The 23,068-nt window shown below is 55.3% G+C and carries 23 protein-coding genes and 1 pseudogene; 15 read left to right on the top strand and 9 right to left on the bottom strand.

Features of this window, described 5'->3' with window-relative positions:
* Window positions 1–3 precede the first annotated feature (3 nt).
* The 14 genes and pseudogenes from K365_RS0118180 (at window position 4) to K365_RS0118110 (ending at window position 11,273) form a co-directional block, all read left to right on the top strand.
* On the top strand, window positions 4–336 hold the full coding sequence (locus K365_RS0118180) for a DsrE family protein (protein ID WP_024335734.1): 333 nt from the start codon (window positions 4–6) through the stop codon (window positions 334–336).
* Between the two features lie 12 nt (window positions 337–348).
* Window positions 349–675, top strand: coding sequence for an ArsR/SmtB-type metalloregulator TsoR (gene tsoR / locus K365_RS0118175; protein ID WP_024335733.1), 327 nt, complete (start codon window positions 349–351; stop codon window positions 673–675).
* A 25-nt stretch (window positions 676–700) separates the two neighbouring features.
* Window positions 701–1,149: pseudogene (gene tsoA, locus K365_RS29250) on the top strand (LULAXC motif selenoprotein TsoA).
* Window positions 1,150–1,167: 18 nt separating this feature from the next.
* Window positions 1,168–1,479 (top strand): J domain-containing protein, encoded by a 312-nt coding sequence (locus K365_RS0118160; protein WP_024335732.1) that lies wholly within the window; start codon window positions 1,168–1,170, stop codon window positions 1,477–1,479.
* A 252-nt stretch (window positions 1,480–1,731) separates the two neighbouring features.
* Window positions 1,732–2,031: an ArsR/SmtB family transcription factor gene (locus tag K365_RS0118155; RefSeq protein ID WP_024335731.1), complete on the top strand. Its 300-nt coding sequence runs from the start codon at window positions 1,732–1,734 to the stop codon at window positions 2,029–2,031.
* 94 nt (window positions 2,032–2,125) lie between these two features.
* Window positions 2,126–2,290 carry a hypothetical protein gene (locus tag K365_RS28295; protein ID WP_169432962.1) on the top strand — a complete coding sequence of 55 codons (165 nt, stop codon included), beginning with the start codon at window positions 2,126–2,128 and terminating at the stop codon, window positions 2,288–2,290.
* Window positions 2,280–3,269, top strand: coding sequence for an ABC transporter ATP-binding protein (locus K365_RS0118145; protein WP_024335730.1), 990 nt, complete (start codon window positions 2,280–2,282; stop codon window positions 3,267–3,269). The genes K365_RS28295 and K365_RS0118145 overlap by 11 nt, the downstream gene beginning before the upstream one ends.
* Entirely contained in the window at window positions 3,266–4,003 is a 738-nt protein-coding gene (locus K365_RS0118140; protein ID WP_024335729.1) for an ABC transporter permease, read from the top strand. The genes K365_RS0118145 and K365_RS0118140 overlap by 4 nt, the downstream gene beginning before the upstream one ends.
* Entirely contained in the window at window positions 3,996–4,553 is a 558-nt protein-coding gene (locus K365_RS0118135; protein ID WP_024335728.1) for an RNA polymerase sigma factor, read from the top strand. The genes K365_RS0118140 and K365_RS0118135 overlap by 8 nt, the downstream gene beginning before the upstream one ends.
* Window positions 4,554–4,605: 52 nt before the next feature.
* Window positions 4,606–5,130: an anti-sigma factor family protein gene (locus K365_RS0118130; RefSeq protein ID WP_024335727.1), complete on the top strand. Its 525-nt coding sequence runs from the start codon at window positions 4,606–4,608 to the stop codon at window positions 5,128–5,130.
* On the top strand, window positions 5,127–5,687 hold the full coding sequence (locus K365_RS0118125) for a Spy/CpxP family protein refolding chaperone (RefSeq protein ID WP_024335726.1): 561 nt from the start codon (window positions 5,127–5,129) through the stop codon (window positions 5,685–5,687). Before K365_RS0118130 ends, K365_RS0118125 begins: the two co-directional genes overlap by 4 nt.
* Entirely contained in the window at window positions 5,684–7,075 is a 1,392-nt protein-coding gene (locus K365_RS0118120) for a TolC family protein (RefSeq protein WP_024335725.1), read from the top strand. The genes K365_RS0118125 and K365_RS0118120 overlap by 4 nt, the downstream gene beginning before the upstream one ends.
* A complete protein-coding gene (locus tag K365_RS0118115) occupies window positions 7,072–8,217 on the top strand; it encodes an efflux RND transporter periplasmic adaptor subunit (protein WP_024335724.1) in 1,146 nt (381 codons plus the stop codon). The genes K365_RS0118120 and K365_RS0118115 overlap by 4 nt, the downstream gene beginning before the upstream one ends.
* Window positions 8,214–11,273: an efflux RND transporter permease subunit gene (locus tag K365_RS0118110; protein ID WP_024335723.1), complete on the top strand. Its 3,060-nt coding sequence runs from the start codon at window positions 8,214–8,216 to the stop codon at window positions 11,271–11,273. Before K365_RS0118115 ends, K365_RS0118110 begins: the two co-directional genes overlap by 4 nt.
* A gap of 22 nt (window positions 11,274–11,295) precedes the next feature.
* Here the strand turns inward: K365_RS0118110 and K365_RS0118105 are convergent, their stop codons facing one another.
* Window positions 11,296–12,495, bottom strand: a complete 1,200-nt coding sequence (locus K365_RS0118105; RefSeq protein WP_024335722.1) for a putative sulfate/molybdate transporter — start codon at window positions 12,493–12,495, stop codon at window positions 11,296–11,298.
* A 131-nt stretch (window positions 12,496–12,626) separates the two neighbouring features.
* Here K365_RS0118105 and K365_RS0118100 point away from each other — a divergent pair, with 131 nt between their 5' ends.
* On the top strand, window positions 12,627–13,727 hold the full coding sequence (locus K365_RS0118100; RefSeq protein WP_024335721.1) for a TOBE domain-containing protein: 1,101 nt from the start codon (window positions 12,627–12,629) through the stop codon (window positions 13,725–13,727).
* Between the two features lie 19 nt (window positions 13,728–13,746).
* Here K365_RS0118100 and K365_RS0118095 read toward each other — a convergent pair whose 3' ends face one another.
* The 8 genes from K365_RS0118095 to K365_RS0118060 all read right to left on the bottom strand — a co-directional run bounded on the left by K365_RS0118095 (window position 13,747) and on the right by K365_RS0118060 (window position 22,890).
* Window positions 13,747–14,541, bottom strand: coding sequence for an ABC transporter permease (locus K365_RS0118095; RefSeq protein WP_024335720.1), 795 nt, complete (start codon window positions 14,539–14,541; stop codon window positions 13,747–13,749).
* Window positions 14,542–14,553: 12 nt separating this feature from the next.
* Window positions 14,554–15,210, bottom strand: a complete 657-nt coding sequence (locus tag K365_RS0118090) for an ABC transporter ATP-binding protein (protein ID WP_051147939.1) — start codon at window positions 15,208–15,210, stop codon at window positions 14,554–14,556.
* Between the two features lie 44 nt (window positions 15,211–15,254).
* Window positions 15,255–16,493, bottom strand: coding sequence for a ParB N-terminal domain-containing protein (locus tag K365_RS0118085; RefSeq protein ID WP_024335718.1), 1,239 nt, complete (start codon window positions 16,491–16,493; stop codon window positions 15,255–15,257).
* Between the two features lie 166 nt (window positions 16,494–16,659).
* Window positions 16,660–17,793 carry an ATP-binding protein gene (locus K365_RS0118080; RefSeq protein ID WP_024335717.1) on the bottom strand — a complete coding sequence of 378 codons (1,134 nt, stop codon included), beginning with the start codon at window positions 17,791–17,793 and terminating at the stop codon, window positions 16,660–16,662.
* Window positions 17,794–17,905: 112 nt separating this feature from the next.
* Window positions 17,906–18,439 carry a TorD/DmsD family molecular chaperone gene (locus tag K365_RS26760; protein WP_024335716.1) on the bottom strand — a complete coding sequence of 178 codons (534 nt, stop codon included), beginning with the start codon at window positions 18,437–18,439 and terminating at the stop codon, window positions 17,906–17,908.
* 4 nt (window positions 18,440–18,443) lie between these two features.
* Window positions 18,444–19,676: an NrfD/PsrC family molybdoenzyme membrane anchor subunit gene (nrfD, locus tag K365_RS0118070; RefSeq protein WP_024335715.1), complete on the bottom strand. Its 1,233-nt coding sequence runs from the start codon at window positions 19,674–19,676 to the stop codon at window positions 18,444–18,446.
* Window positions 19,677–19,678: 2 nt separating this feature from the next.
* Window positions 19,679–20,353, bottom strand: a complete 675-nt coding sequence (locus tag K365_RS0118065) for a 4Fe-4S dicluster domain-containing protein (protein WP_024335714.1) — start codon at window positions 20,351–20,353, stop codon at window positions 19,679–19,681.
* Window positions 20,350–22,890, bottom strand: coding sequence for a molybdopterin-dependent oxidoreductase (locus K365_RS0118060; protein ID WP_024335713.1), 2,541 nt, complete (start codon window positions 22,888–22,890; stop codon window positions 20,350–20,352). The genes K365_RS0118065 and K365_RS0118060 overlap by 4 nt, the downstream gene beginning before the upstream one ends.
* Window positions 22,891–23,068: the final 178 nt, after the last annotated feature.

Raw genomic sequence — 23,068 nt, 5'->3', positions numbered from 1 at the left:
GAAATGAAAATTGCCATTGTACTGAAAAGCGGCCCCTCCTCGGTTGAAGCACAGCGTGCCCTGCAAGTGACATCGGATATGATGTCCCGGGGAGACACTGTTCACTTGTATCTGCTGCAGGATGCGGTTCACTTGAGCCGGCCGGACCTGAAAACCGGTTTAACAGGAACGTTTGACCGGCAGGTTGACAAGGGGCTCCAGGTGAGCTATCTCACCACGGATGCCGAACTCCGGGGTCTGGATATGTCAGCCGTTCCGGATAAGATTTCGGGGGGGACATATGAAACCCTGGTGGATTTGATGACGTCCAGCGACCGGGTGATCGGAATGCTATAGACGGTTTGAAAAATGGATAACTCAAAACCATTGGATGATGATCACCTCACGCAGGTAGCATTTCTTGCCAAAAGCCTGTCCGACGGCAACCGGTTGCGGATTTTGCAGATGATCAGCAGTGGCAGGAAGTCGGTTTCTGCGATTATCGAAGCCCTTGATCTGTCCCAGCCCCTGGTTTCCCATCACCTCAAGGAGCTGAAGCGCACGCTTCTGGTGAAAGTGGAAAGGGAAGGCCCGTTTGTTTTTTATGAACTGGCTGATCCCCGGATTCTTGACGTATTGCAGATATTAAACCGGGTGGCCGGGGATCTTCTGGCCGCACGGAAAAATTATTTTTAATTAACAATGGAGGCAATACCGGTATATGAATGAACTTTTCGATCTGGTTTCGGGGATGGCGCCGGAAAAAGCGTTATCCCAGATTTCCGGCACCATCGAACGGCTTCTGGCCGATCTGGACAGTGATGCCCGGGAACGGTTCCTGATGGGCCTGATCAGTCAATCCGAAGGAGACAAGATTTCCGGACTGGTGCACCTGTGACTGGCCGAATGCATGGGCGAAGGTGTCGACCCAACGCAGATGTGCCAGAGTCTGGTGGACAAGGTGGCACAATCCGAGCAATTGGTTTCTATTGTGGAGATGGATTTGCTGGTTATGTTTGAAGACTGGCTGGAAGAACTGGAAACCGAGGTCCTCAATGTGTTGAAAAAAATGCCTCCCTGGATGAAAAAGCCATTGCCGGAAAACTTGGATTGTCAAACCGGGGCGCTGCCTTTCTGATGTCAAAGCTCAAGAGGCAGGGCCGGTTGTGATCCAAGGAAATAAGCACAATGACATATAATGATATTATTGCGGCAAAAATGATATTGAACCTGCCGGAACGGGCCACCATGGTGGAAATCAAATCCAGCTACCGAAAATTGCTCAAGCGCTGGCACCCGGACAAGAACCCGGCCGACCCGGACCGGTGCCATGAGATGACCCGGAGAATCACCATCGCCTATAAAACGATTCTTGCCTATTGCGACCAGTATGCCTATTCATTTGAAAAACAGGAAGTGGAAAAATACCTGTCTGCAGAAGAGTGGTGGATGGACCGGTTCGGCAATGATCCGTTGTGGGGAAACCGCAATCAAAAGTAGGAACCAGGTATTCATCTGGTCTTCCAGAACAAATCCTGCTCAAGTATCAGCCGGCCTATCTTTTGTTTTTTCTTTTATACCAGATGAAAAAAAATGATGTTATGTAGATGGGCATGAGGCCGTGCCCCGTATGTAAAAGTCCGAAGGAGCCGGGGAAAAATTAAATTTTTTCCCCGGTGATATTTGCGCTTGACAGACAAATCGGATTTTAATAAATTATATGCGCATGCACTTAATCAGATGGAGGAAAAGATGCCCCCTGTTGAAGAAGCGGCAAGGGTGTTCAAAATTTTATCGGTGGAAACCCGGGTCAAAATGATCGACCTGCTCAGGCGGCGGTCCCTGTGTGTCAACGCCCTGGCCCGGACCTTGAACATCTCGCCGGCGGCGGTGTCACAGCACCTGCGGATCCTGCGGGATGCCGACGTCGTGATTGCCGAAAAAAGAGGGTATTTTGTTCACTACCGGATCAATGAGCAGACCCTGGAACGGTGGCGCAAGACAGCCGATCAGATTCTGTCACCCGGCCCCGGCGGGTTTCTTTGCTCCTGATGACTGGAAACAAACGTGCATGTGGGAAAATTAAAACAAAGACAAGATGAATGGCATCTATCAGACAAAAATGACAAAAAAAGGAGGAATGACCATGTGTGAACAGACCTGCGGGTGTCAGAACCCGGTGGAACTCAAGGGACGTCCAGAAGACTGCACCCCGGAACAGATCAGAAAATGCCATGGGGATGAAGCACAGCATCCGTGCACCTGTCCCACTGACAACACAGCCCGGACAGAGGGCAGGGATGACTCCTGACCCACCTCCGGCCATCCAGGCCCGGGGCCTTGCCAAACGGTTTGACAAGGTCCAGGCGGTATCGGCCGTTGATTTCGAGGTCCGGTCCGGTGAGCTGTTCGGGTTTTTAGGTCCCAACGGGGCCGGCAAGACCACCACCATCAACATGCTCACCGGGCTGGCCCGGCCGGATGCCGGCACCATCCATATCAGCGGCGTCGACTGCACGAAAAATCCCAGGGCCGCCCAGCATCTCATCGGGGTGGTGCCCGATGAAAGCAACCTGTATCCGGAACTGACCGGCTTTGGAAACCTGTGTTTCTGTGCGGCCCTGTACGGCATCGGTAAAACCGAGCGAAGGTCCAGGGCCCGGGAACTGCTGGACACCTTTGATCTTGCCGGGGCCGCAAACCGGAAATTTAGCGGATATTCCAAGGGCATGAAGCGCAAACTCGCCATTGCCGCCGGCATCATCCACCGGCCGGACATCCTGTTTCTGGATGAACCCACCACCGGCATCGATGTGGCCAGTGCCCGGCAGCTGCGACAGCTGGTCCAGGCACTGCACAAAAAAGGCACCACCATATTTCTGACCACCCATTATATTGAAGAGGCCGAGCGCTTGTGCAACCGGATCGCCTTCATCGTATCCGGCAGAACGATCCGGACAGACACGGTGGATAACCTGATCCAGCCCGTGCGGGACACCCATGTCCTGCAAGTGACCTGCATCGGCCGGACCGAAGATCTGGCAGGCGACCTGGGCCGCACATTCCCGGACCTGGCATTCGCGTTTCCGGAACAGGGAATGATCCGGGTGACATCCGGCAGCCCGGTGCGAGTCGGCCCCCTGGTGCGGTTTCTGGAGGACCGGGCAGTGGAGGTGACCGAGGCCAGAAAGATCCGGCCCAGCCTTGAGGAGGTGTTCATCGACATCACCGGCATCAAAGCGGAGATCATGGGCCGAGAAAAAGAAAAGACCGGCGGAGGTTCCCGATGAATCAATGGATCGCGTTCTGGAACATTTTTGTCAAGGATTTGAAAACCTATTACCTGAAACCCCCCAATATCAGCTGGGGCCTGATTTTTCCCCTGGCCTGGACCGGCATGTTTTTCGTCAAGACCGGCAGCGGTATTTCCAGCATTCCAGAGGTGCTTCCCGGCGTGATGGCGGTGTCCATTCTTTTCGGCACCACCTCCATGCTGGCGGTGACCATCACCTTTGAAAAAAAGAACCGCTCTTTTGAGCGCCTCCTGCTGGCTCCCCTTTCCTTTGAAATCCTGATGCTGGCCAAAACCAGCGGAGCCATTCTGTTCGGAATACTCAACGCCCTGGTGCCCCTTTTTCTGGCGGTATGGCTGACCGATCTGTCACAGGTGGCCTGGGGTGTGTTGGTGCCGGCCGTATTTCTTATTTCCGTGGCATCCACATTCATGGGGTTGTTCATTGCCGTGGCGGTCAGCGAGGTGTTCGAGGCCCAGACCTTTTCCAATTTCTTCCGGTTTCCCATGATTTTTCTGTGCGGGCTGTTTTTTCCCGTCAGTGCGCTGCCGTTTTTCCTGGAACCGCTTGCCTATTTCCTGCCCTTGACCTATGGGGCCGACCTGCTGCACGGGGCCGTGCGCGGGGAACATATCCTGCCGTATCTGGTGGATCTGGCGGTTCTGGCGGTTTTCTGCATCGGCCTGTTTGCTGTCAGCCTGTACAACATCCGGCGGCGGTGGATTGCCTGAATGCCCGGACAGTGATGCGTTTCTGCTGCAGGCTGTCGGCCGGGGTGACCTGACGTCTTTTTCACGTATCGTGGAACGTCATCAAACCTGGGCCTGGCGGATCGCCTACCGCTTTACAGGGGACAGGCTGGATGCTTCGGACATTGTCCAGGAGGCTTTCCTGCGCCTCCTGGATGTCTCTGCCCGCTATCGGCCCACCGCCGGATTCCGGACCTATTTTTATCGGATCATCTCCCGTCTTTGCCTGGACCATGCCAAAAAAAAGCGGCCCCTTCTTGTCGAAACCCTACCCGAAACCCCGGATCCTACTTTTGATATCACGGAAACCATGATGCGCAAGGAAAAAAACATGGCGGTCCGTGCCGCCCTTGACGCACTGCCCCCCAATCAACGGCTGGCCGTTGTGCTCCGCTATTATGAGAACCTGGGTTATGCGGAGATTGCCTCGGCCCTTTCGACAACAGCCAAAGCTGTCGAGCGGCTTCTGGCGCGTGGCAGAAAGCATTTGAAGGGCACACTCGGCCGCCGGGAAAATTTTTTTGATTTTTGAGCGGGGGTTTTTCCGTCTTCATTCGTTTAAAGAAATAACAAGGAGAGCAACGATGCGGGTCACAAGGTGGGTTATTATATGGTCATGCGCCAGAAACAGAAAGCATCTGAACGCTTATCTGGACGGGGAACTGCCGGAACGGGTACGTTTCAGGATCGAACGCCACCTGGCCCGGTGCCCGGCGTGCCTTCAAGAGCTTGACGGGTTACGCGGGCTTGCCCCGTTTTTGGAGAACAATGACGTGCCTCCGGTTCCTGCCGGATTGCCGGCCAGGATATTGGCCGAAGCAGCGGTCCGGCAGAAGCGGGAACAGGTGCAAAAAATGTCCGGCAGGGAAACGCAGAGGTTCCTTTTCCGGCCCTGGCTGGCCACCGGGGCGACCACTGCCGCTTTGATCGCCGGCCTGGCCATGGGGGCATGGATGGGGTGGACAAGCTACCTGGGTTCTGGCTCGGCACCATGGATGACCCCCCATGAGGTTATGGCGGAGAATATGTATGCCTTTGATGTCCTGGGTGCGGAACCGCAAGGCTCCATCGAGGCTGCCACGCTGGCGCTTCTGGATGACAAAAAATGAGGAAAACCATGTGGAACAACAACTTGCGTAAACCGCTGTTTGCCCTCTCCGTGGGCTTGAATCTGGCGTTCATCGCCATGTGGCTGCTTCATTCACTATCGGCCCCAGGTGATGCGGGAGGTCTTTTCCGCCCGGAGGTCGATGGCGCGGTTCCTTCAGCGCTTCATCGTGAGATCGGCGTGACGGAAGAGCAGTGGCGAAAGATCGAGCCTTTGGTTCAGGACTTCCGGGAAAAAGCCGGAAAGCAGCGCCAGAAGATAAGCGCTCTGAGGGGCCAATTGATGGATATGTTGACCCTCCCCGAGGTGGACGAAGCCGCCATACGGGAAAAACAGGAAGAGATCCTGGCGGGTCAGCGCCGGATGCAGAATCTGGTTATCGACCATCTGCTCAAGGAAAAGGCGCTCCTCTCTCCAGAACAGGGTAAGAAACTGATGAAATCCCTCTGCGAGCAATGTCGTCATGATAGCGGCAGGGTTTCCGGAAAAGGGTTTGGCCGGGTGTTGGATGAAAAAACCGGTCCCATGCCGGGCAAGGAGAAAACAGAGTCACCATGAAGATACTGCCGCTGTTACTGATTGTGGGATTGCTTGGGGGATGCGCCGCCATGGGTCCGACAGATCCATACGCTTCGGTCAAAGTGAGAAAAGTCTTCTCCACGGGATTTGAAGTGGCGCATCAAGCGCCCAGAATTCCCAGAGGCCTGTTGACGCTGCAACAGGCCATCGAAACAGCGCTTGCCAACAATCCGGAGGTCGCCGCACGAGGATGGGACGCGTCGGCAGCTCAGGCCAGAAGGGATCAGGCTTTCGGGGTGAGACTACCCAGGCTTGACGCTGTGGGAGGATATACCCGCTACATGGATGAACAAAGGCTCATTGCCGCCAGCCAGGATGGAGAGCCAGGTCTTTTTGGACGGGATATCGTTTCCGGCGATCTCGTTCTGACCATGCCGCTTTTCACCGGCGGGCGGCTGGTGAACCAGGTAAGAGCTGCAGAATTGCTTCAGAAGGCGGCCGATCATCGACTCGTTCGTTCCAGAGAAGAGCTTGTATTTAACGTATCCAGTGTTTTTTTATACATGCTTGCCCAGCAGCATGTCATCGAATCCCTGGCGTTCTCCCGGCAAACCCTGGCGGAGCACCTGAAGCGTATTGATGCCCTGGTCGAGGCACAAAAAGCCGCCCGGGTTGACCGGATGCGCACGGAGGTTCGTTTAGCTGATGTCGAACAGCTTTTGGTCCGGGAAAAAAACCTCCTGGCCATCCAGCGCCGCGCTTTAGTAAGCCTGCTTGGGCTGGAGGATCAAGATGAAGAAATATCCCCGCAAGGGAAGCTGGAGGTTCAGGAAAAGGGAGTGCTTCCCGATTTAGAGACAGCACTCTCAAGAGCCTGGAAAGAGCGTGGCGACTATCTCGCGGCACGTTCTTCGCTTGAAGCCCAGGCCAGAAATGTGGACATAGCCAAATCCGGCAATTGGCCGACGGTTTCTGTTCAAGGTTCATATGGCGGACGGTGGGCAAGCGGACCGACTACCGGCGCGGGTGATGATACGGGAGATGTGGGACGGGCCGGTCTGGTGCTGGAAGTACCGATTTTCGAGGGCGGACAGGTGGACGCGGGTATTCGTGAACAGCGGGCAAATCTCGCCGCAGCACAGGAACGCTTGCGCTTACTGGATCTCCAGGTGCGCCTGGAGGTGGAATCCGCACTGCTAAATGTTGAATCATCCGGCGAGCGTGCGGCTGCAATCCGAACATCCATTGCCCAGGCCAAGGAGAGTCTGCGCATTGAGCAACAAAAATATAGTCTCGGTAAAGGGGCCATTGTGGATGTGCTTGATGCCCAAGCCGCCCTTTTGGAAACGGAAACCACATATTACCGGGTCCTGGCTGACTTTCATACGGCAATGGCCCAACTCAAATTGGCGATGGGTGAAGAATGAACAAACAAACTGTCTTGATAAGACTGATCATCGGCGTGCTTGCCGTGGCCGGAATATTTTTTATCCGGGGCGTCAGCCCTTCCGGGGAATCTGAAATCAATCAATCCAACAATCAGAAAAAGCCTCCCCGGGTTCGTGCCATTGCCGCGACCGAAGCAGCGATTTCGAGCGGACTGGAATTAACCGGCTCTGTGGAGCCTTACCGGGTTGCGCGTTTGGCTTCGCCTGCCGAAGGGCCGGTTGCGGATATCCGTGTGCGGGAGGCTGACCGCGTAAAAGCCGGTGACTCGCTGCTTTTCATCGGACGAAAAAAAGGTGCCGATGCACTGATCACCTCGCTTCGGGAAGAACTCAAAAAAGAGGAGGATAACCTGCGCAGAACCCGTCAGCTTGTCGAAAGCGAGGCCCTGCCCGGTGAACAACTCGATCAGGCCAGGAGCGCCTTTGAAAAGGTTCACGCTCAACTGGTTCAGGCGGAGGAAACAGCCCGGGATTACGCCATTTACGCACCCTGGGAGGGGGTGGTGTCTCGGGTCAATGTGAAGGAAGGGGAGTTCGTTGCACCGCGTGCCGTGCTTCTGGAAATTTTTGATCCGGCCAGTTTGGTGATCCTGGCGGCCGTCCCCGAAAGACACGCCACCGAGGTAACCGCCGGAATGCGTGTCGATGTGAGACTGGACGCCTATCCTGGTGATATTATGCAAGGCCGGATTGAACGTGTGTACCCCTATCTCGACTCCCGCCTGCGCACCCGGACCATGGAAATTACCCTCGAAAAACCCATTGATCTGCTTCCGGGTATGTTTGCCCGTTTGAACGTGCTGTTGAAAAACATTGACGATGCCGTCATCGTGCCTTTGGAAGCGCTGGTCACGACACCTAAGGGCCCGGTGGTTTTCGTGGTGGAGGACGGCAATGCTATCGCAAGAGCTGTGAAAACCGGCATCGAGGCGGACAACCGCATTCAACTTGTCTCCGGGGTCCAGCCCGGCGACAAGGTCATCATTGCCGGTAACGAGAAACTTAAAAGTGGTGTAGAGGTGAGCCTTGCGAATGATGAAAAATCGGGCATGGGGAAAAACAAAGGCATGGCTGAGCAACCCGTCCCGCAGAATAACAAGGCGGGAGACGACGGGCAATGAAGATAACTCAGTACGCCGTCCACCGCCGCCTGGCCACCAGCGCCATCGTTGTCGCGCTCGTTGTTCTTGGGCTTTATGGCCTTTGGCGATTGCCGGTGGATTATCTGCCGGGCATCACCTACCCGCTGGTCAAGGTTCAAATAAAATGGGCTGGAGCCACCCCGGAAGAGATCGATACGGACATTGCCGATCCCCTTGAACGTCTCATGTCCACGGTGGATCGTTTGGATTATCTCGAATCCTCCTCCATTGAAGGGCTGTATAACCTGAACGTCTATTTTGAATACGGCGCGGATGTCGACATAGCGTTTCAGGATGCCCTCGCCGCTTTGACCCGCGCCCAGCAGGATCTGCCTGACGACATTGAAGCCCCTTATGTGTATAAGGCCGACCCATCTCAGCTTCCGGTAATGCAGTTGACAGTCAGTTCCGACCGCTGGAATCCCGTAAAATTGAGGGATTGGGCCGACAACTGGCTGCAGGACCGCATTCTGGCCGTCCGGGGGATAGCCGGAGCCGAAGTGGTCGGCGGACTGGAACGTGAAATCCGCATCCTGCTCGATCCCGCCGCCATGGAAAAACATCAGCTTTCCCTGGATGCGGTTATCAAACGGGTTGCCGCTGAAAATGTCGAGCAGACCGGCGGCCGGGTCACCGTCGGGCCAAAGGAAATCATCGCCCGCACTATGGGCGAATATTCAAATCTTGAAGATATTCGCACGGTCGTTGTGGCCGGAGAGGGGCACCAGAAAGTTTACCTGCGGGATATAGCCCAGGTCATTGATAGCCATGAGGAAGCGCGGTTGATCACCCGTTTCAACGGACGCGAGAGCGTCAAGATTTCAGTGCTCAAGGAAGCCGAGGCCAACACCGTACAGACAGCCGAGGCAGTCGTCCGACTCCTGGACGAGTTGAAAGCGGAATTGCCCCAGGGACTCCAGTTGGATTACGTGGAAGATCAGGCAGTTTACGTGAAACAGGCGCTCACAGGCGTGCGCAATGCGGCGACAGCGGCTGCGGTGCTGTTGATCATCGTGGTCTACCTGTTTCTGGGCAGCGTCAGGCAGGTTGTGGTTATGGCAATCGCCCTGCCGCTGACCCTGGTGCTCAATTTCGGACTCATGAAACTTGCCGGTTTCTCGCTGAATATTTTATCCCTGGGTGGACTGGTTGTCGCCATCGACGTGGTACTCGATAATTCCATCATTGTTGTTGAAAATATTTCCCGCCTGCGACGGGATAATCCCGACCAGGACGCGGCCGGGCACGCCGTTGATGCCACCACCGAAGTCGGACCGGCGCTGCTGGCCGCCACACTTTCGTTTCTCGCCCTGTTCGTGCCGTTCCTTATCGTTCCCGGGCTGACCAGCTTGCTCTTTCGTGAACTGATTCTGGTCATTGCGGGCATCGTTGTCATCAGTCTGGTCGTGGCTGTATCGGTCACGCCCATGATCATGGCCACACTTTTCAGTGGCAGCCGCCAGGCACGCAAATCCGGCGGATTTGAACGGTTGTTTGGCAGGTTCACGGAAGGCTACGGCTGGGTGCTGGATCGGATGATCGGCTGGCGGTGGCTTGTTGTGGCGGTTTTCCTCCTGGTGGTTGCCGGGGCCGTTATGTTGTCGGGACAGCTCGGCGGCGAATTTCTGCCGCTCATTGATGACGGTCGAATCATGGTCAAGGTCAAGATGCCTACGGGGGCCTCTGTTATTGAAACCGACCGGGTTCTTCGTAAAATTGAGGGGCAGATTCAGGATGATCCGTTGATTCAGAGCGCTTTCACGCTGGCGGGCGGATATGTAAAGGGATTGACCACTTATGAGGTTGCCAACGAAGGACAGGTGGATATCCAGCTCGTTCCCAAGGCAGTGCGGAATATCAGCACCGAGGAATACGTTGCCCGTCTCCGCAAGGTTGTGGGCAAGATCCAACCGCCTGGCGGTAAAGTGATGGTCAAACAGATGCCCATCAAAGGCATCCATGGCATGCAGGCATCGGATATTGTCGTGCAGGTTCGCGGCCAGGATATGGAGACTTTGGCGGATCTGTCGAGCCGGACGGCACGAACGATCAATGGTTTGGATCATTTTCAAAACGTGTTCGTTTCCATGGACCTGTCCAAACCCGAATACCAGATCAAGGTGGATCGGGTCAAGGCTGCCGAACTTGGTGTGTCGGTTGCGGATGTGGCCTCCTCCCTGCGCTCTTTAATTACCGGCGCGGTGGCGACGCGCTACCGTGACGGTGGATGTTATTACGATATTCGTCTGCTGGTTCCGGAAAAACAAATAGGCGCTCGGCAGGATGTGGAAAACCTGGCGCTTATTGGTGCCCAGGGTGATGTTCTTCGGCTGCGGGATATCGCTACCGTGGTACCGGCATCCGGTCCGGTGGAGATCATCCGAGAAAATCAGGTCAAGCAAATCACCGTTGAAGCGGATATCACGACCGGTGATCTGGCCGGTGCGGTCAGAGGACTGCAAAGTGCTTTGTCCGAGCTCGAAAGACCGGCAGGATATGTGTTCGAGTTCGGCGGCAGGGCGGAGATGATGGCCGATATGAAGGATACAGTGCTCGCGGTGTTTGCCTTTGCCCTGTTCTTTTCCTTCATCGTTTTGACAGTGCAGTTCAACAGTCTCAAACTGCCGGGTCTGATCCTGGGCAGCGTACCGGTTTGTCTGGCAGGCGTGGTGTTTCTGCTGTATTTCGTTGGCCTCCCATTGGGGGCCACGGTCATTATCGGTATACTGGTTGTGGTGGCAGCCACGGTCAACGATGGTGTCTTGCTCTTGACCTACGCAGGGGAGCTGCAGGAGCGGCATGCCTGTCCCCCACGGCAGGCGGTTCTGGATGCCGCCCGAATCCGGCTGCGTCCCCGCGTCATGACCAGTGTGACCACCATGATCGGGTTTTTGCCCTTGGCGCTCAACCTGGAAGAAGGCGGCGACATGCTGCAACCCATGGCCGTAGCCGCCATCGGTGGATTGGGGATGGAGATGCTGGTGGCCCTTTTCTTGATGCCCTGTATCTATGTCCTGGCATCGAAGCGTACATAGACATCTGTTCTGTTCTGCTGATCTATACGGAAAGCTTTTCCCAGCGCAAAACATGGGCCACCACCATGCCTGCAATAAATCCGGCCGCCAGGTTGGATGCCAGGGTGATGCCCAGTATCAATGTGGCGACAAACAGGTCTTTGCGCTGATTCAGGTCTATCATGGCAAGGGTCAGTTGCGCACCTGCGAATATGAGCAAAACCCCCAAAATGGACATGGGGATTAAGTTGAACACCTGGACGATACTGTTGCCGAAAACAATGGCCAGGCCCACAAACAGCCCGCCGATCATGAGATTGGAACCGGCGGTCCGTGCGCCGAAGCGATAATGGGCGGCCAGCCCCCCGGCACCGTGGCAAAGGGGCATTCCCCCCAGACTGAAACTGAAAAAATTGGCCAGAGCCATACTCACGCATGCTTTCCGGTTGGTCAGTTTCGATGCTTTGTCAGGGAAATATTCAGCAGAAAGGTCCGTGTATGCAATGACCGCATTTCCCATCGTCATGGGCAGCTGGGGGAGCACTAAAGCAAACAGGGCAAAGGTGAAATCCGCTCCGGCCGGAAAGTCAAAAGGAAACAGCTGCGGCAGGTTCACTCCGATAGTGATGCTGCTGATGTCACTTCTTATCCCGAATACCAGGCCCAGCAAAAGCCCGCCGGCCACAACTATCAACCCGGCCGGAAATTTCCGGTTGTCCAGCAGCAGCAGGGTTGCAATGGCAGCGATGATTCCGATGATGACACTTATTGGAATGCCGGCCAGGGCCTGTACAGTGAGATGGGGTTCCACTGCCTCCTGCAGGGCCTGGTATTTCGAGGTTCCCATGATGAACTTGACCCCGCCGGAAATCAGCAAAGCACCGGTGGACAGCTGCACCCCGCGCACCACCGATTTCGGGGTGAATTGCCGGATCACGTCAATGGCCCCGGTCATGCCCACGATCAGCAGAAACACTCCCATGAGAAATCCGGATGCCAGGATCTGCTCGGCGGTCATGGCCGTGGCAATGGCATAGGCCCCGATGACCTTCATGGGCTGGACCGGCACGGTCATGCCGAAATATGTCCCTGACAGGATGTAGAACACCCCGATGCTGAGAAACAACCCCACCGGGCTGAGACCATTGAACAGCACCATGGCGATGGCTATCGGCAGCAGTGCCCCCAGATCCCCCAGGGAACCGGCCAGTTCCATTCTGTCAAATTTGAATCGGTCAGACATGATCATTCCCCCTATATAGTCACGTAAAATTTTCTATTCGTGATAGTATAATTGTTGACAAGTGCCGTCAAGTATTTTATTGAATTGTTCTATCAATGGATTGCACCTTTTTGAAAAACGGAAAGGCTGAAATGGCGGATCAAAAAAAAAACCTGGATAACCCGGAATGGGTATCGGATGACACAAGAGATCACGGACGGATTATCTCCGTTGATCATACAGCCCCATGCCTGGATACGGCTCAGTTTCATCAGCTGGAACAGGCCTTCCGAAAATGGGCGATCGATTCGCCCAGGGCCGATGTGCGGTTTTCCCGCCTCCGGATTCTGATCATTTTTTTGTTGATCCGGTATACCGGCGCCAAGCTGAATGAGGTGCTGGGGGTCAACCCCTTGACAGACATCGACACAGAACATCATGCGGTGACCTTTGGCAGCACCGGGTCTGAAACCGGTTCAAAATCCAGGACGGTCCATCTGTCGGAGAGCCTGTGCCATGAGATCCTGAAACTGGTCCAAACGCCGCAGTTCGAAGAAAAACAGGGCCGGATGCCTGACCTGGACCCCGGGTTTGTGCGCCGCAAATTCTATGAACGGGCCGCTGCCTGCGGGTTTGCCAAGGAACTGGGCGGCCCGGAAGCGATCCGCAGGGCCAGGGCCGTTGAATTGATGCAGGGGAATCTGCCCCTGCCGGCGGTCCAGAAAATCATGGGACACACCTCTGCCGGCCTGACATCATCCTATGTCACATTTTCAGAATCCGAAATTCAGGACATTGTCCGGCGGTTCATGGAAAAGGAGTCCGGCCGCAAAACCAGTGCCAGGAACGCTTTTTTCTGCAAGGTGACCGATATCGTCACAGGGGACATCCAGACCCGGGTGGAGATGATCACCATGGACGGCCACCCGGTGGTGACGGTGATCACCAATGACAGTGTGTTCCAACTGGGACTGGCCCCGGGCAAATGGATTGTCGCCGAAGTCAAGGCCCCCATGGTGATGCTCCAGGACGGAACATCCGTTTTCAAAGGCAGTGCGGAAAACCGGTTCAAGGGGACCGTGACCCGGATCACCCGGGGAAAAATCAATACGGAATGTATTGTCAAAGTCTCGGATACGACCCATATTTGTGCGGTGATGTCATCCAGCGGTACCTGGCTGTCCCGTATCCGGCAGGGTGATCCGGTGTGGGCTTTTTTCTCCTGTTTTTCCGTGGTGATTCATCTGGATTGACCGGCTGCCTCCGCCAATGTCACTGATCCCGCAGAATATCCGGGTGTAGAATGCCAAACGCATTGAAGCTGTTTGCCACCGTCAGCCGGATCGCCAGAAACACGGTGACGGCGGTACCTGAAAAAATCGCGATCATGATGGCGATCTGATACTTGATGGCTGTAAAGGGATCGGCTCCGGCAAGAATGACCCCTGTCATCATGCCGGGCAAAGACACCAGGCCGATGGTCGCCATGGAGGCGATGGTCGGGGCAATAGCGGATCTGAGCGCATCCCGGAAAAAAGGATTTACCGCTTCCGTCAAAGCAGCTCCGTATGCCAGGGCCTGGTGATACGATTTTTCATTTTTGTGGATGGATTGATAAAAATGGTTGAGCCCGATGATGTCCGCCCGCAGGCAGTTGCCCAGAATCATTCCGGCCAGCGGGATAACGTACTGGGCCTCAAACCATCCGGGCAGCCTGAGTATGATGCCGGCAAAAAATATCATGGGCAGCACGGTACCCACCACCAGCGCGATGAACATCGGCAGCAGAAAAGGCTTCAGCTTCAGGCGGCAGCCTTTGAGAATGGACAAATCCGCCACCAGGATCATGGCAGCCACCCATGCCAGGTTTAAAAAAGGGTTGTTGAGCTTGAACACCACTTGCAGGTACAGCCCTACAAACAGCAGCTGCACGGTCATCCTCAGTACGGCCACCGATGTTTCTTTGAGTATGCCCACCCGCAGATACAGCATGATTGCCAGAGGAAAAATCAGCAGCAGGTATCCGCCGGCAAGACTCAGCAGACTGATATCAATAATTCGGTTCATCCGGTTTTCCCTTTACGTCTTCTGGATCTCGTTCATGTCAACGACCCGGGTGGCAAATCCCAGCCACTCAAAATCATGCGCCACAGAAAGTAAGGTGGTGTTTTGCGCCTGTCTGAAGTAATCAGCCACGGCCTGTTTGTTTTTCGTGTCCAGAGCGGAAGAGGCTTCATCGAGCAGCACAATGGGGCGGTCCAGCAAAATGGCGATGGTCAGAGCAATCCGTTGTTTTTCTCCGCCGGAAAGCCGGGTGATCTGCTTGTCCAGCAACAGTTGCGGCAAGTTGAATCTTTCCATGATTTCGGGAAGCCGGGCAAGATTGTCACGCAGACCGGCATTGGCCCGATAGGAGAACGGGGTTTCAATCACTTCTTTGACGCTGCCGGCCCCCAGATCCGGTTCCTGGGCCACATAGGCGATGTGGCGCCTTTTCTGCCAGATATTGTGACGGGTGACGGGTTCTCCCAGGATCGTGATGGTTCCGGAATCCGGCATCACCAGGCCCAGTATGCACCTGAGGACCGTGGATTTTCCGGAACCGGACGGACCGGTCAGGGTCACCTTGTCCCCTGGAAAAATGCTTAAATGCAGGTTTTTCAACACGGGTTGGCCGTCAAAGGACAGATACAGCCGGTCAAGTTCGACCGCTGTGTTGGAATCATTTGAAATCATGCCTTCAGGAGTCAACATACTTGCTGGAAATGGTTGTCTGCATGTTATATGTGTTTTGCGATTAAAAGGGTTCTGCTGACGGTGCCCAGGATCCGCTTGTCCTGCATTCTCTGCACCAGGGTGCCGCTGAGGCGTTCAGACGAAAGGGGACATTCAATGCGGTGGGTGAGTTGCCATCCCGTTTCTGACAGGAGCCGGTGAAAGTCAAACAGGGTGATGGCGTGATCCGGAGATTCTTTTTTTGCCGGGATGGATTCAAAATCACGCCAGTCTGCATTGAGAAAGGCCAGGATGGCGCCGGGGCGGGTGTTTTCATGGGCCAGGTCAAAGGCCTGGCATTTGCGTTCAAACAGCAGGCACACATCCGGGACCACCCCGCCGCCGGACATGGGGTCCATCACCAGGTCCCCGGGGTCCGTGAAATAAAACAGGGTATGGGCCACCAGCTGGGCCGGTATCCGGCCGGGCCAGTCCGTGCCGAACCGGTCGTCGCAGTCGTTGAAATACCATTGGTCCCAGGTGCGAAGCCCCCATCCCAGGGCCTTGAATTTTTCCTGGTCTTTGAGGCCCATCAGTTTTATCGCCCATGCCGTGGCCAGGTCCATGTTCAAATGCCCTGCTATATAAGGCATTTCACGTCCCTGGGTAATCAGATTATCAATAATGCAAAAATTTGCATTATTGATAATTCCTGAGACACGGGCCTGGCTGATATCCAACACTTGAGCTATTTTCTGCTGGGTCCATCCCAGGCGGTTCAGACGGTGAATCGTACTGTCCCTGCTGGCTTTCTGCCTGGCGCGGATGTCTTTGATCCAGTTGTTGACGGTCTGCCGGGTGACCCCGAGACTGCCGGCAAGCATTTCCTCGGACAACTGATAATTTGGATCGCGGGAAACAATATCTCTGGCCACCTGCCGCTTGTCCGTCTGGCTGAGCCGGTCCCCGTGGCTGATATTGCGCCGGGCCGATTCCAGGAGCATGTCGTCTTTGCAGGTGGCATAATCCAGGGGCTGTTCCTGCCAGATCACGGCCTCGATTTCCGTCAGGCCGAGGACCTTGTACGCACTCCACCGGTGGATCCCGTCAAGGATCAGCAAGAGGATTTCGGACAGGCTGGTGTTGGGGGCCGGATAATTGACCACGGGCTGGATGGTGATGGGGGGAAATGTAGCCCCGGCCGTCAAAGCTTCGCCGTAGGCATCGATGGTCTGCTGTTTTCGGGCGCTCCGGGGATAGATGGTTTCGTCCCAGATGAGATCGGATATGTTGAAGAATGGCATGGAAAAATTGCTCCTCTCTTTCGGTTACAGGAACTGAGACCGATGGGGAAAAAGACTGAGTTCCTGTATAGTAAAAGAAATTTAAAAATGCAACAGGAGAAAATCCTGTGATTCTTCATCCGGATTGACCGGCTGCCGCGTGGATGAGTTTACCCGTTCCAGGAAATCAGGGCAGATGTAATTGAGACAACCAGGTGGAAGCACGCCTGATTTCCGCCCCGTTTGGAAACGTTTTTTCCCTGTCCAGTTTTTTTGACACCTGGACCATTTTAATTCCAGGGAAAAATGCGTTAAATGTCTCGAAATTCGGGCTCAGGTTGTTGTCGTTCCATTTTACCTCTACCAACAAACCCGGGGTGCTGTTTGTTGAAATACAGAAATCAATTTCTTTGCCATCCTTGTTTTTCAAATAATTGAGCCGTCCTTCTTCTCCCAGACAATCTTCCCGGAAATGCAGTTCTTTTTGAATGGCGCATGCCACAGCGTTTTCCAGCTTGATGCCTGGATCTCCCAGAACCTGCCCGGTATCGTAAAAGTAAAATTTTGGTGCTTTTTGAATCGCCCTGGCAATGTTTTTATGAAAGGGCGGCACTTTGAAAAGCACATACATGTTTTCGAGGATCGTGAGCCATCTTTTAACTGTTTTATCGGAACATTGCAGGTCCCGGGCCAGGGAACTGTATGACAGCGGGCTTCCCACCCGGTGTCTCAATAGTTGGATCAGCGTTTCCATCTGAGTGATCTGCTGAACATTTTCAATATCCATGAGATCTTGCTTAAGAATGATATCCAGATGGGATTTTTTCCAGCGGTTATAGAAACGGGTTGTGCCATTTAAAAAAGGCTCTGGAAAACCACCAACCGAAAGCAGGGTGTCCAGTGCTGCTTCAAGGTCGCCGGGGTTTAAAAACATGTGGATCTCTTTCAGATCCAGGGGATGCAGTCTGAACTGGAAAAATCGTCCTGCCAGGGAATCCCCCACTTTCTTATAGGTATCCAGCCGGGCGCTGCCTGTAACCAGTATAGACGGTGGAATCCCCTCTTTATCATAAATGCCCTTCACCCATGACTTCCAGTTTTTGAGCTTATGCAGCTCATCAAATATGATCAGGGGTTTTGACCGGTCCCAGGATCTTTCCTGCAAGCTGGATCTGTCATCAACATGATCATAATTGAAATAATCAAAATCAGGTTTCAGCATTTTTGACAACGTCGTTTTTCCGGTTTGGCGCGGCCCGGTCAACAGGATGATTTTTTGATCCAAATCTTGTTGAATATAGGGTGTGATATATCGTTCCATGAAGACTATTCTGACATCCATTCCGAAATAGTCAAGACTTTTTCGGAATCCATTCCGATATGGACGATTTGGAGACAGGGACGTTATTCAGGTCAGGTGCCTGATGGAAAAATCAGAAAAAGGGCTGGCACGCCCGGGCCAGGGCACCATAGAATCCCTTTTCATCCCATGAGACGACCCGATCGAAAAATTCCGGGGTCCAGGCGGCCAGATGACCGGATACAAACTTCAGGTCCGCGGTGAGCCGGGTCCTGTTTTCCGGATCAGAAGCACGGCACACCAGGGTGGACAGGATCGCCAGAAACTCCAGTTCCACGGCAATGTGATCCGGTATTTCCCGGGCCTCAAATCCGTATTCCCGGTACAGGGCGGAAAGCTTCAGGGTGGAGGGCCCCATGAGGGTGCCCTCCAGGTACCAGGAGCCGCAGGGGATGCAGGGCACCTCCGGCAGGTGGTTGATGAACAAAGACACGTAACGGTTTTGAAGCCCGGTCAGGGAGGGGCAGGCAGGGATCGGCCCTGCCTGCGTAAAGATCCGGGCCAGATCCCTGCCATCGGGCAACTGTTCCGGGTAGGTGAACAGCCGGGACAGGGCCATGAGGGTTTCCGGTTCCGCGGAAAACTGAACTTCGGATATCTGACCCATGGTTTTATCCCTCCTTTACTACGGGCAGCTTGTGAACGGCCACCAGGATGAGGGCGCACACAAAGGAGAGGACCCCGGCAAAAATCAGGATCTCCACCAAGGTGGGAAAATAGCTGTGATGGGTGACAAAGGTGTCGGCCAGGGGATTGTACCGGCCCGAGGCAATGGGAACGGGCCAAAGGGTGTTCTGGCTTCCCAAAGGCGCCAGGGTCAGGGGTATCTGGTTGAAGGCGGCCGGCATGAGCAGGATCCGGTGGACAAAGATGCCGGCGATCATCAAAAGGCAGCCCCCAATGATGCCGGAAACGGTTTTGCGCACATGCCGGTTGAGCAGCACCACCACTCCCAGTAAAGGTGCCAGTACCTCAAAGGCGTGGGCCAGGCCGTATTCCTGCAGGGTGATGGCCAGGATCTCTTTGGCATGATCAGTGCCGTACCAGGCATGGATCACAAAATCGTTGTACATGAGAAACAGGTGGATGAAAAATGCGGTGGCGATAAATATCGCCATGATGCGAAAGGCGTTCTGGAATTTTTCAGCCGTGCCGTAACACAGCACTGCCACCAGCATCACCACGGCCGTGCCGGAAGCCAGGGCCGCGGCCACGAAATCCGGGGCCATCACCGCGGTGTGCCACCAGCCTCTGGCCCCCTGGGTGGCAAAAATCCAGGCGGTCACCACATGGATGCCCACGGCCGCCACCAGGGAAAAAGGGGCCAGCCTCCGGGCCCATGTATCGGAAAACCCGGCAGGGTCTTTTACCGGCAGGGCGATTTTTTTCAGTATTCCGGTGCGGTCAGCCAGATCCGGCAGCATGAGCAGATACAGATAGATCAAAGACAGGCCGGCATACAGGTTCAGCACGATCACATCCCACACCAGGGGTGACATGATCTGGGGGTGCAAAAGCAGGTTCAAAACCCGGAAGGGCTGCCCCAGATCCGGCAGCACAATGAGCATGGCCGCCGTGACATTGGCGAAGGCGCAAAGGGCCCCGATCCGGGCAAAAGGCTTGAGGGAGGTGACCCCGAACATATAGATCATGGAGCTGAGCACCAGGCCGCCGGCGGCGTTGCCCACAAAAAACGCCAGGGCAGATACATACAGCCCCCAGGAATAGGCATTGTGCATGTCGGTTACGATCATGCCTCTGCCCAGCTGAAGGGCCCACATCAAAGCCCCTGCGGCCATGAGCAGGCCGAAAACCGTCAGGCTGATTTTTTTTGGGGTATCCATTTTCACACCTCCTTTCGTTTGGGGGGCAGGTAATACACATTGGGCCGGGTGCCTTTTTCCGGCAGCAGGGTAAATCCGTTCATCTGCCGGATCATTTCAGATACCCGGCTGTCCGGATCATCCAGATCCCCCACGTGCCGGGCCTTTCCCGGACAGGCCCGGACACAGGCCGGATCCAGCCCCTGGTCCTGGTAATGCACGCAGAAATTGCATTTTTCCACCACCCCCTTGATGCGCACAGGTGAATACACCAGGCGGTTGTCCAGGCGGAAGGGTTCCGGATATCCATAGGTATAGTTGTTCTGGTATTCATACCGCTGCATGCCGTCTTTGGAAGATTCCCAGTTGAACTGCCGCACCCCGTAAGGGCAGGCCGCCATGCAGTACCGGCACCCGATGCACCGTTCAAAATCGATGAGCACGGTGCCGTCGTCGGTCTGATAGGTGGCCCCCACCGGACACACCTTGACGCAGGGGGCGTTGTTGCAGTGCTGGCAGTGGATGGGCAGAAAATACAGATTCTCCGGGGTCGATGCGGTCAGGTGGCGGTCGCTGCCCGGGGTGACCACCCGGTTCCACCAGCTGCCGGCGGGCTGGGCATTGTGCTGCTTGCATGCCACGGCACAGGACCGGCACCCGATACATTTTTCAAGATCGATGACCATTCCTCTTCTCATGTGGTGATCCTCCTTGCATCCACCAGGCACTCGTTCCACACTGTGGTGGGGGACCAGATGCCCGGTACAAAATAGATTTCGTGAAGCGGCTTGATCCAGGCACGGGTCAAAGAATTATAGGATTGATCCTGGAGGTATTTGGCCCACCACCCCTGTTCAAATATCAGGGTGCCCCGGCGGCAGCCGGGATCGATGACGGCCCAGGCCCGGGTTTTGCCCCGGTTGTTGTACACCTCCACCAGATCGTCTGCTGCAATGTTGCGCTCCGCCGCATCAGCCGGGTTCAAAAACATCTTGGGTTTGTGGCCCTGGAGTTCATTGAGCCACACATTGTTGGAATGGGTGGAATGAACCCGGTACAAAGAATTTTTGGTCACAAACCGCAGCCGGTATTTGGTCAAAGCGTCTGGATCTTCTTTGTATTCGGTGTCTTCAAAGGTGGGTTTGCATACCGGCAGCTGTTCGCCTTCGGCCAGAAACAGGTCTTCATCCTTGTAGAATTCAATGCGGCCGGATTTCACGAACCTTGCCGTGGCCGGCAGCGGGGCCGGGTAGCTGGGGGGCGGGAACGGCACCCGGTCATGGATCTGCTCGTAAAAAGGCACCTGGCGGTCATCAGGAGCAGTGGAATGCAGCCGCACCGGCCCTTTTTTCACCATGTCCAGGGTGATGCCGCGGGTTTCCATGCCGCCTGTTTTCAACAGCAGATCGATGATCTCAAGGGAGGCTTTTGTGTCATCCAGATCCGGATAAAAATAGGTTTCCCAGTCCGGATTGAGTCGTTTTGCCAGCCCCCGCATGAGTGCCAGACCGGTTCGGGCCTCGAACAACGGGGCGATGGCCGGTTCCTGGAGCTGGAGATAGGGGTGCAGGATGGTGGCGGTGAGCTCATAGTTTTCATACCAGGTGGTGGCAGGGAACACCACATCCGACCACATGCAGGTGGTGGTCATGTTGAAGTCAAAGGTGGCCACAAATTCGATGTCCCCGGATGCGGACCGGTCTTTGAGGGCATTGGACATGTTGTGCTGGTCAAAGGGGTTGCCCCATCCGCCGATCATGGCCTTGATGCCTTTTTCAGGATACCGGGGGCCGCCGCCATTGAGAAAATGCAGATAGGGCACCCAGTTGAGCTTTCCCTCTTTGGGAAACCACCATTCACTGACGTCAAACCGGATCCGGTACTGGCCGGCATAGGTGGAGATGCCCCCTCCGCTGACACCGATGCTGCCGGTGAGCACCGGCAAAAGAGACAGGGCACGGCCCTTGAGGTCCCCGTGATACCACTGGTAGTTGGAGGCCCCGTACACAATGTGCAGCGGGGTGCGGGTGGCTGCCTCCACAGCGATGCGTTCAATGGTTTGGGCCGGGGCCCCGGTGATCTGTGCCACGGTTTCTAAAGAATATTCGGCCAGCATCTCCCGGAGAAGGGAAAATACCGTGACCGCCTCCACCGTGGTGCCGTCGGTGAGTTCTATCCGGTAGGACCCGGTGAGGTCGGCATGGGTGGATCCCAGGTGTTCGGGATCCAGAATGGTGAGCCGGTTTTCCCGGGACACCACAAACAGGTCCCGGTATTCGGGGATTTTCATCTGGTCAGCCTGTGCTTTCAAGGCCTTGACCTGTTCTGCCGGCAGCCGCTTGCCCGTGTCTTTGCGTACCAGCACCGGCATATCCGTAAAATCCTGGAGAAATGCCTTGTCATACAACCCCCGGTCAATGATCACCCGGGCGAGCCCTAAGGCCAGGGCCGCGTCCGTGTCCAGCTTGATGGACACCCATTCATCAGCCTTGGATGCGGTGGAACAGAAATCCGGGTCCACCACCACCACCTTGCCGGTCTTCTTGGCTTCGATGAGATGGTGCACATCCGGCAGCCGGGTCTGCACCAGGTTGGACCCCAGCACAATGGTATACCCGGCATTGGGCCATTCCAGGGATTCCAGCTCTTCGGTCTGGACCCCGAAGGTCATGGGCCAGAACATGGGCAGGTCTCCGTTCTGGTCATACCCGTGGTGGATGGTCCATTGTGCCAGGCCGGCCAGGCGCACAAACGCGCCTTTGTGCACATAGCCTGTGCCGGGTACCTGGATCGTGGTGGCGATGGCTTCAGGCCCGTATTTTTTCGTTATTTTCTTGAGTTTATCCGCAGTGTAATCCAGGGCCTCATCCCAGGAGGCGCGCCGGAACTCACCGCTGCCCCGGGGACCGGTGCGGATCAAAGGATATTTGATCCGGTCCTTGCCGTACACCAGGTTCATCATGGACAGTCCCCGCAGGCATCCCCTGGGATTGTAACTGTCTTCCGGATAGTCCGCCGCCTGGATCAAAGTGGTGATGCGGCCGTCCTTCACATGCACGTTGAACCCGCAGGCCCCGGTGCAGTTGGGGGAGCAGGTGGTCCGGGTTATTGTTTCACCGCTTGCGCCGGCAGATGCGGCTTCCGGCCCTGCAAACCGCATCAGTTTCAGGTCCAGGGACGTCAGCGCCCCGGCAGCCAGACTGGTTTTGATAAATTCACGGCGATTGACACCCATGACAACTCCTCCCTTGGCTTGATAGTTTTTTTAGAGTATGTTTGTTCTTATGATATGGACATATCACAGCCGGATTCATCGGGAATTGATTCAGATCAAGTTTTACAACTTTTTTTGTAGCGGGTGCGACCTTCAGTACCGGAACGCCGGATAATTTTCCTCAAAATCGGTGAGATAT

Source organism: Desulfotignum balticum DSM 7044 (genome assembly GCF_000421285.1).
In the GTDB taxonomy this organism is placed as follows: domain Bacteria; phylum Desulfobacterota; class Desulfobacteria; order Desulfobacterales; family Desulfobacteraceae; genus Desulfotignum; species Desulfotignum balticum.
Note: the sequence above shows the minus strand (reverse complement) of the source record. Positions and strands in the feature narration are given on the sequence as shown.

Bases quoted from the DNA above. Each gene is read 5' to 3' on its own strand.
- K365_RS0118180 (WP_024335734.1), top strand. From the start codon at position 4: ATGAAAATTGCCATTGTACTGAAAAGCGGCCCCTCCTCGGTTGAAGCA.
- tsoR (WP_024335733.1), top strand. From the start codon at position 349: ATGGATAACTCAAAACCATTGGATGATGATCACCTCACGCAGGTAGCA.
- K365_RS0118160 (WP_024335732.1), top strand. From the start codon at position 1,168: ATGACATATAATGATATTATTGCGGCAAAAATGATATTGAACCTGCCG.
- K365_RS0118155 (WP_024335731.1), top strand. From the start codon at position 1,732: ATGCCCCCTGTTGAAGAAGCGGCAAGGGTGTTCAAAATTTTATCGGTG.
- K365_RS28295 (WP_169432962.1), top strand. From the start codon at position 2,126: ATGTGTGAACAGACCTGCGGGTGTCAGAACCCGGTGGAACTCAAGGGA.
- K365_RS0118145 (WP_024335730.1), top strand. From the start codon at position 2,280: ATGACTCCTGACCCACCTCCGGCCATCCAGGCCCGGGGCCTTGCCAAA.
- K365_RS0118140 (WP_024335729.1), top strand. From the start codon at position 3,266: ATGAATCAATGGATCGCGTTCTGGAACATTTTTGTCAAGGATTTGAAA.
- K365_RS0118130 (WP_024335727.1), top strand. From the start codon at position 4,606: ATGCGGGTCACAAGGTGGGTTATTATATGGTCATGCGCCAGAAACAGA.
- K365_RS0118125 (WP_024335726.1), top strand. From the start codon at position 5,127: ATGAGGAAAACCATGTGGAACAACAACTTGCGTAAACCGCTGTTTGCC.
- K365_RS0118120 (WP_024335725.1), top strand. From the start codon at position 5,684: ATGAAGATACTGCCGCTGTTACTGATTGTGGGATTGCTTGGGGGATGC.
- K365_RS0118115 (WP_024335724.1), top strand. From the start codon at position 7,072: ATGAACAAACAAACTGTCTTGATAAGACTGATCATCGGCGTGCTTGCC.
- K365_RS0118110 (WP_024335723.1), top strand. From the start codon at position 8,214: ATGAAGATAACTCAGTACGCCGTCCACCGCCGCCTGGCCACCAGCGCC.
- K365_RS0118105 (WP_024335722.1), bottom strand. From the start codon at position 12,495: ATGTCTGACCGATTCAAATTTGACAGAATGGAACTGGCCGGTTCCCTG.
- K365_RS0118100 (WP_024335721.1), top strand. From the start codon at position 12,627: ATGGCGGATCAAAAAAAAAACCTGGATAACCCGGAATGGGTATCGGAT.
- K365_RS0118095 (WP_024335720.1), bottom strand. From the start codon at position 14,541: ATGAACCGAATTATTGATATCAGTCTGCTGAGTCTTGCCGGCGGATAC.
- K365_RS0118090 (WP_051147939.1), bottom strand. From the start codon at position 15,210: ATGATTTCAAATGATTCCAACACAGCGGTCGAACTTGACCGGCTGTAT.
- K365_RS0118085 (WP_024335718.1), bottom strand. From the start codon at position 16,493: ATGCCATTCTTCAACATATCCGATCTCATCTGGGACGAAACCATCTAT.
- K365_RS0118080 (WP_024335717.1), bottom strand. From the start codon at position 17,793: ATGGAACGATATATCACACCCTATATTCAACAAGATTTGGATCAAAAA.
- K365_RS26760 (WP_024335716.1), bottom strand. From the start codon at position 18,439: ATGGGTCAGATATCCGAAGTTCAGTTTTCCGCGGAACCGGAAACCCTC.
- nrfD (WP_024335715.1), bottom strand. From the start codon at position 19,676: ATGGATACCCCAAAAAAAATCAGCCTGACGGTTTTCGGCCTGCTCATG.
- K365_RS0118065 (WP_024335714.1), bottom strand. From the start codon at position 20,353: ATGAGAAGAGGAATGGTCATCGATCTTGAAAAATGTATCGGGTGCCGG.
- K365_RS0118060 (WP_024335713.1), bottom strand. From the start codon at position 22,890: ATGGGTGTCAATCGCCGTGAATTTATCAAAACCAGTCTGGCTGCCGGG.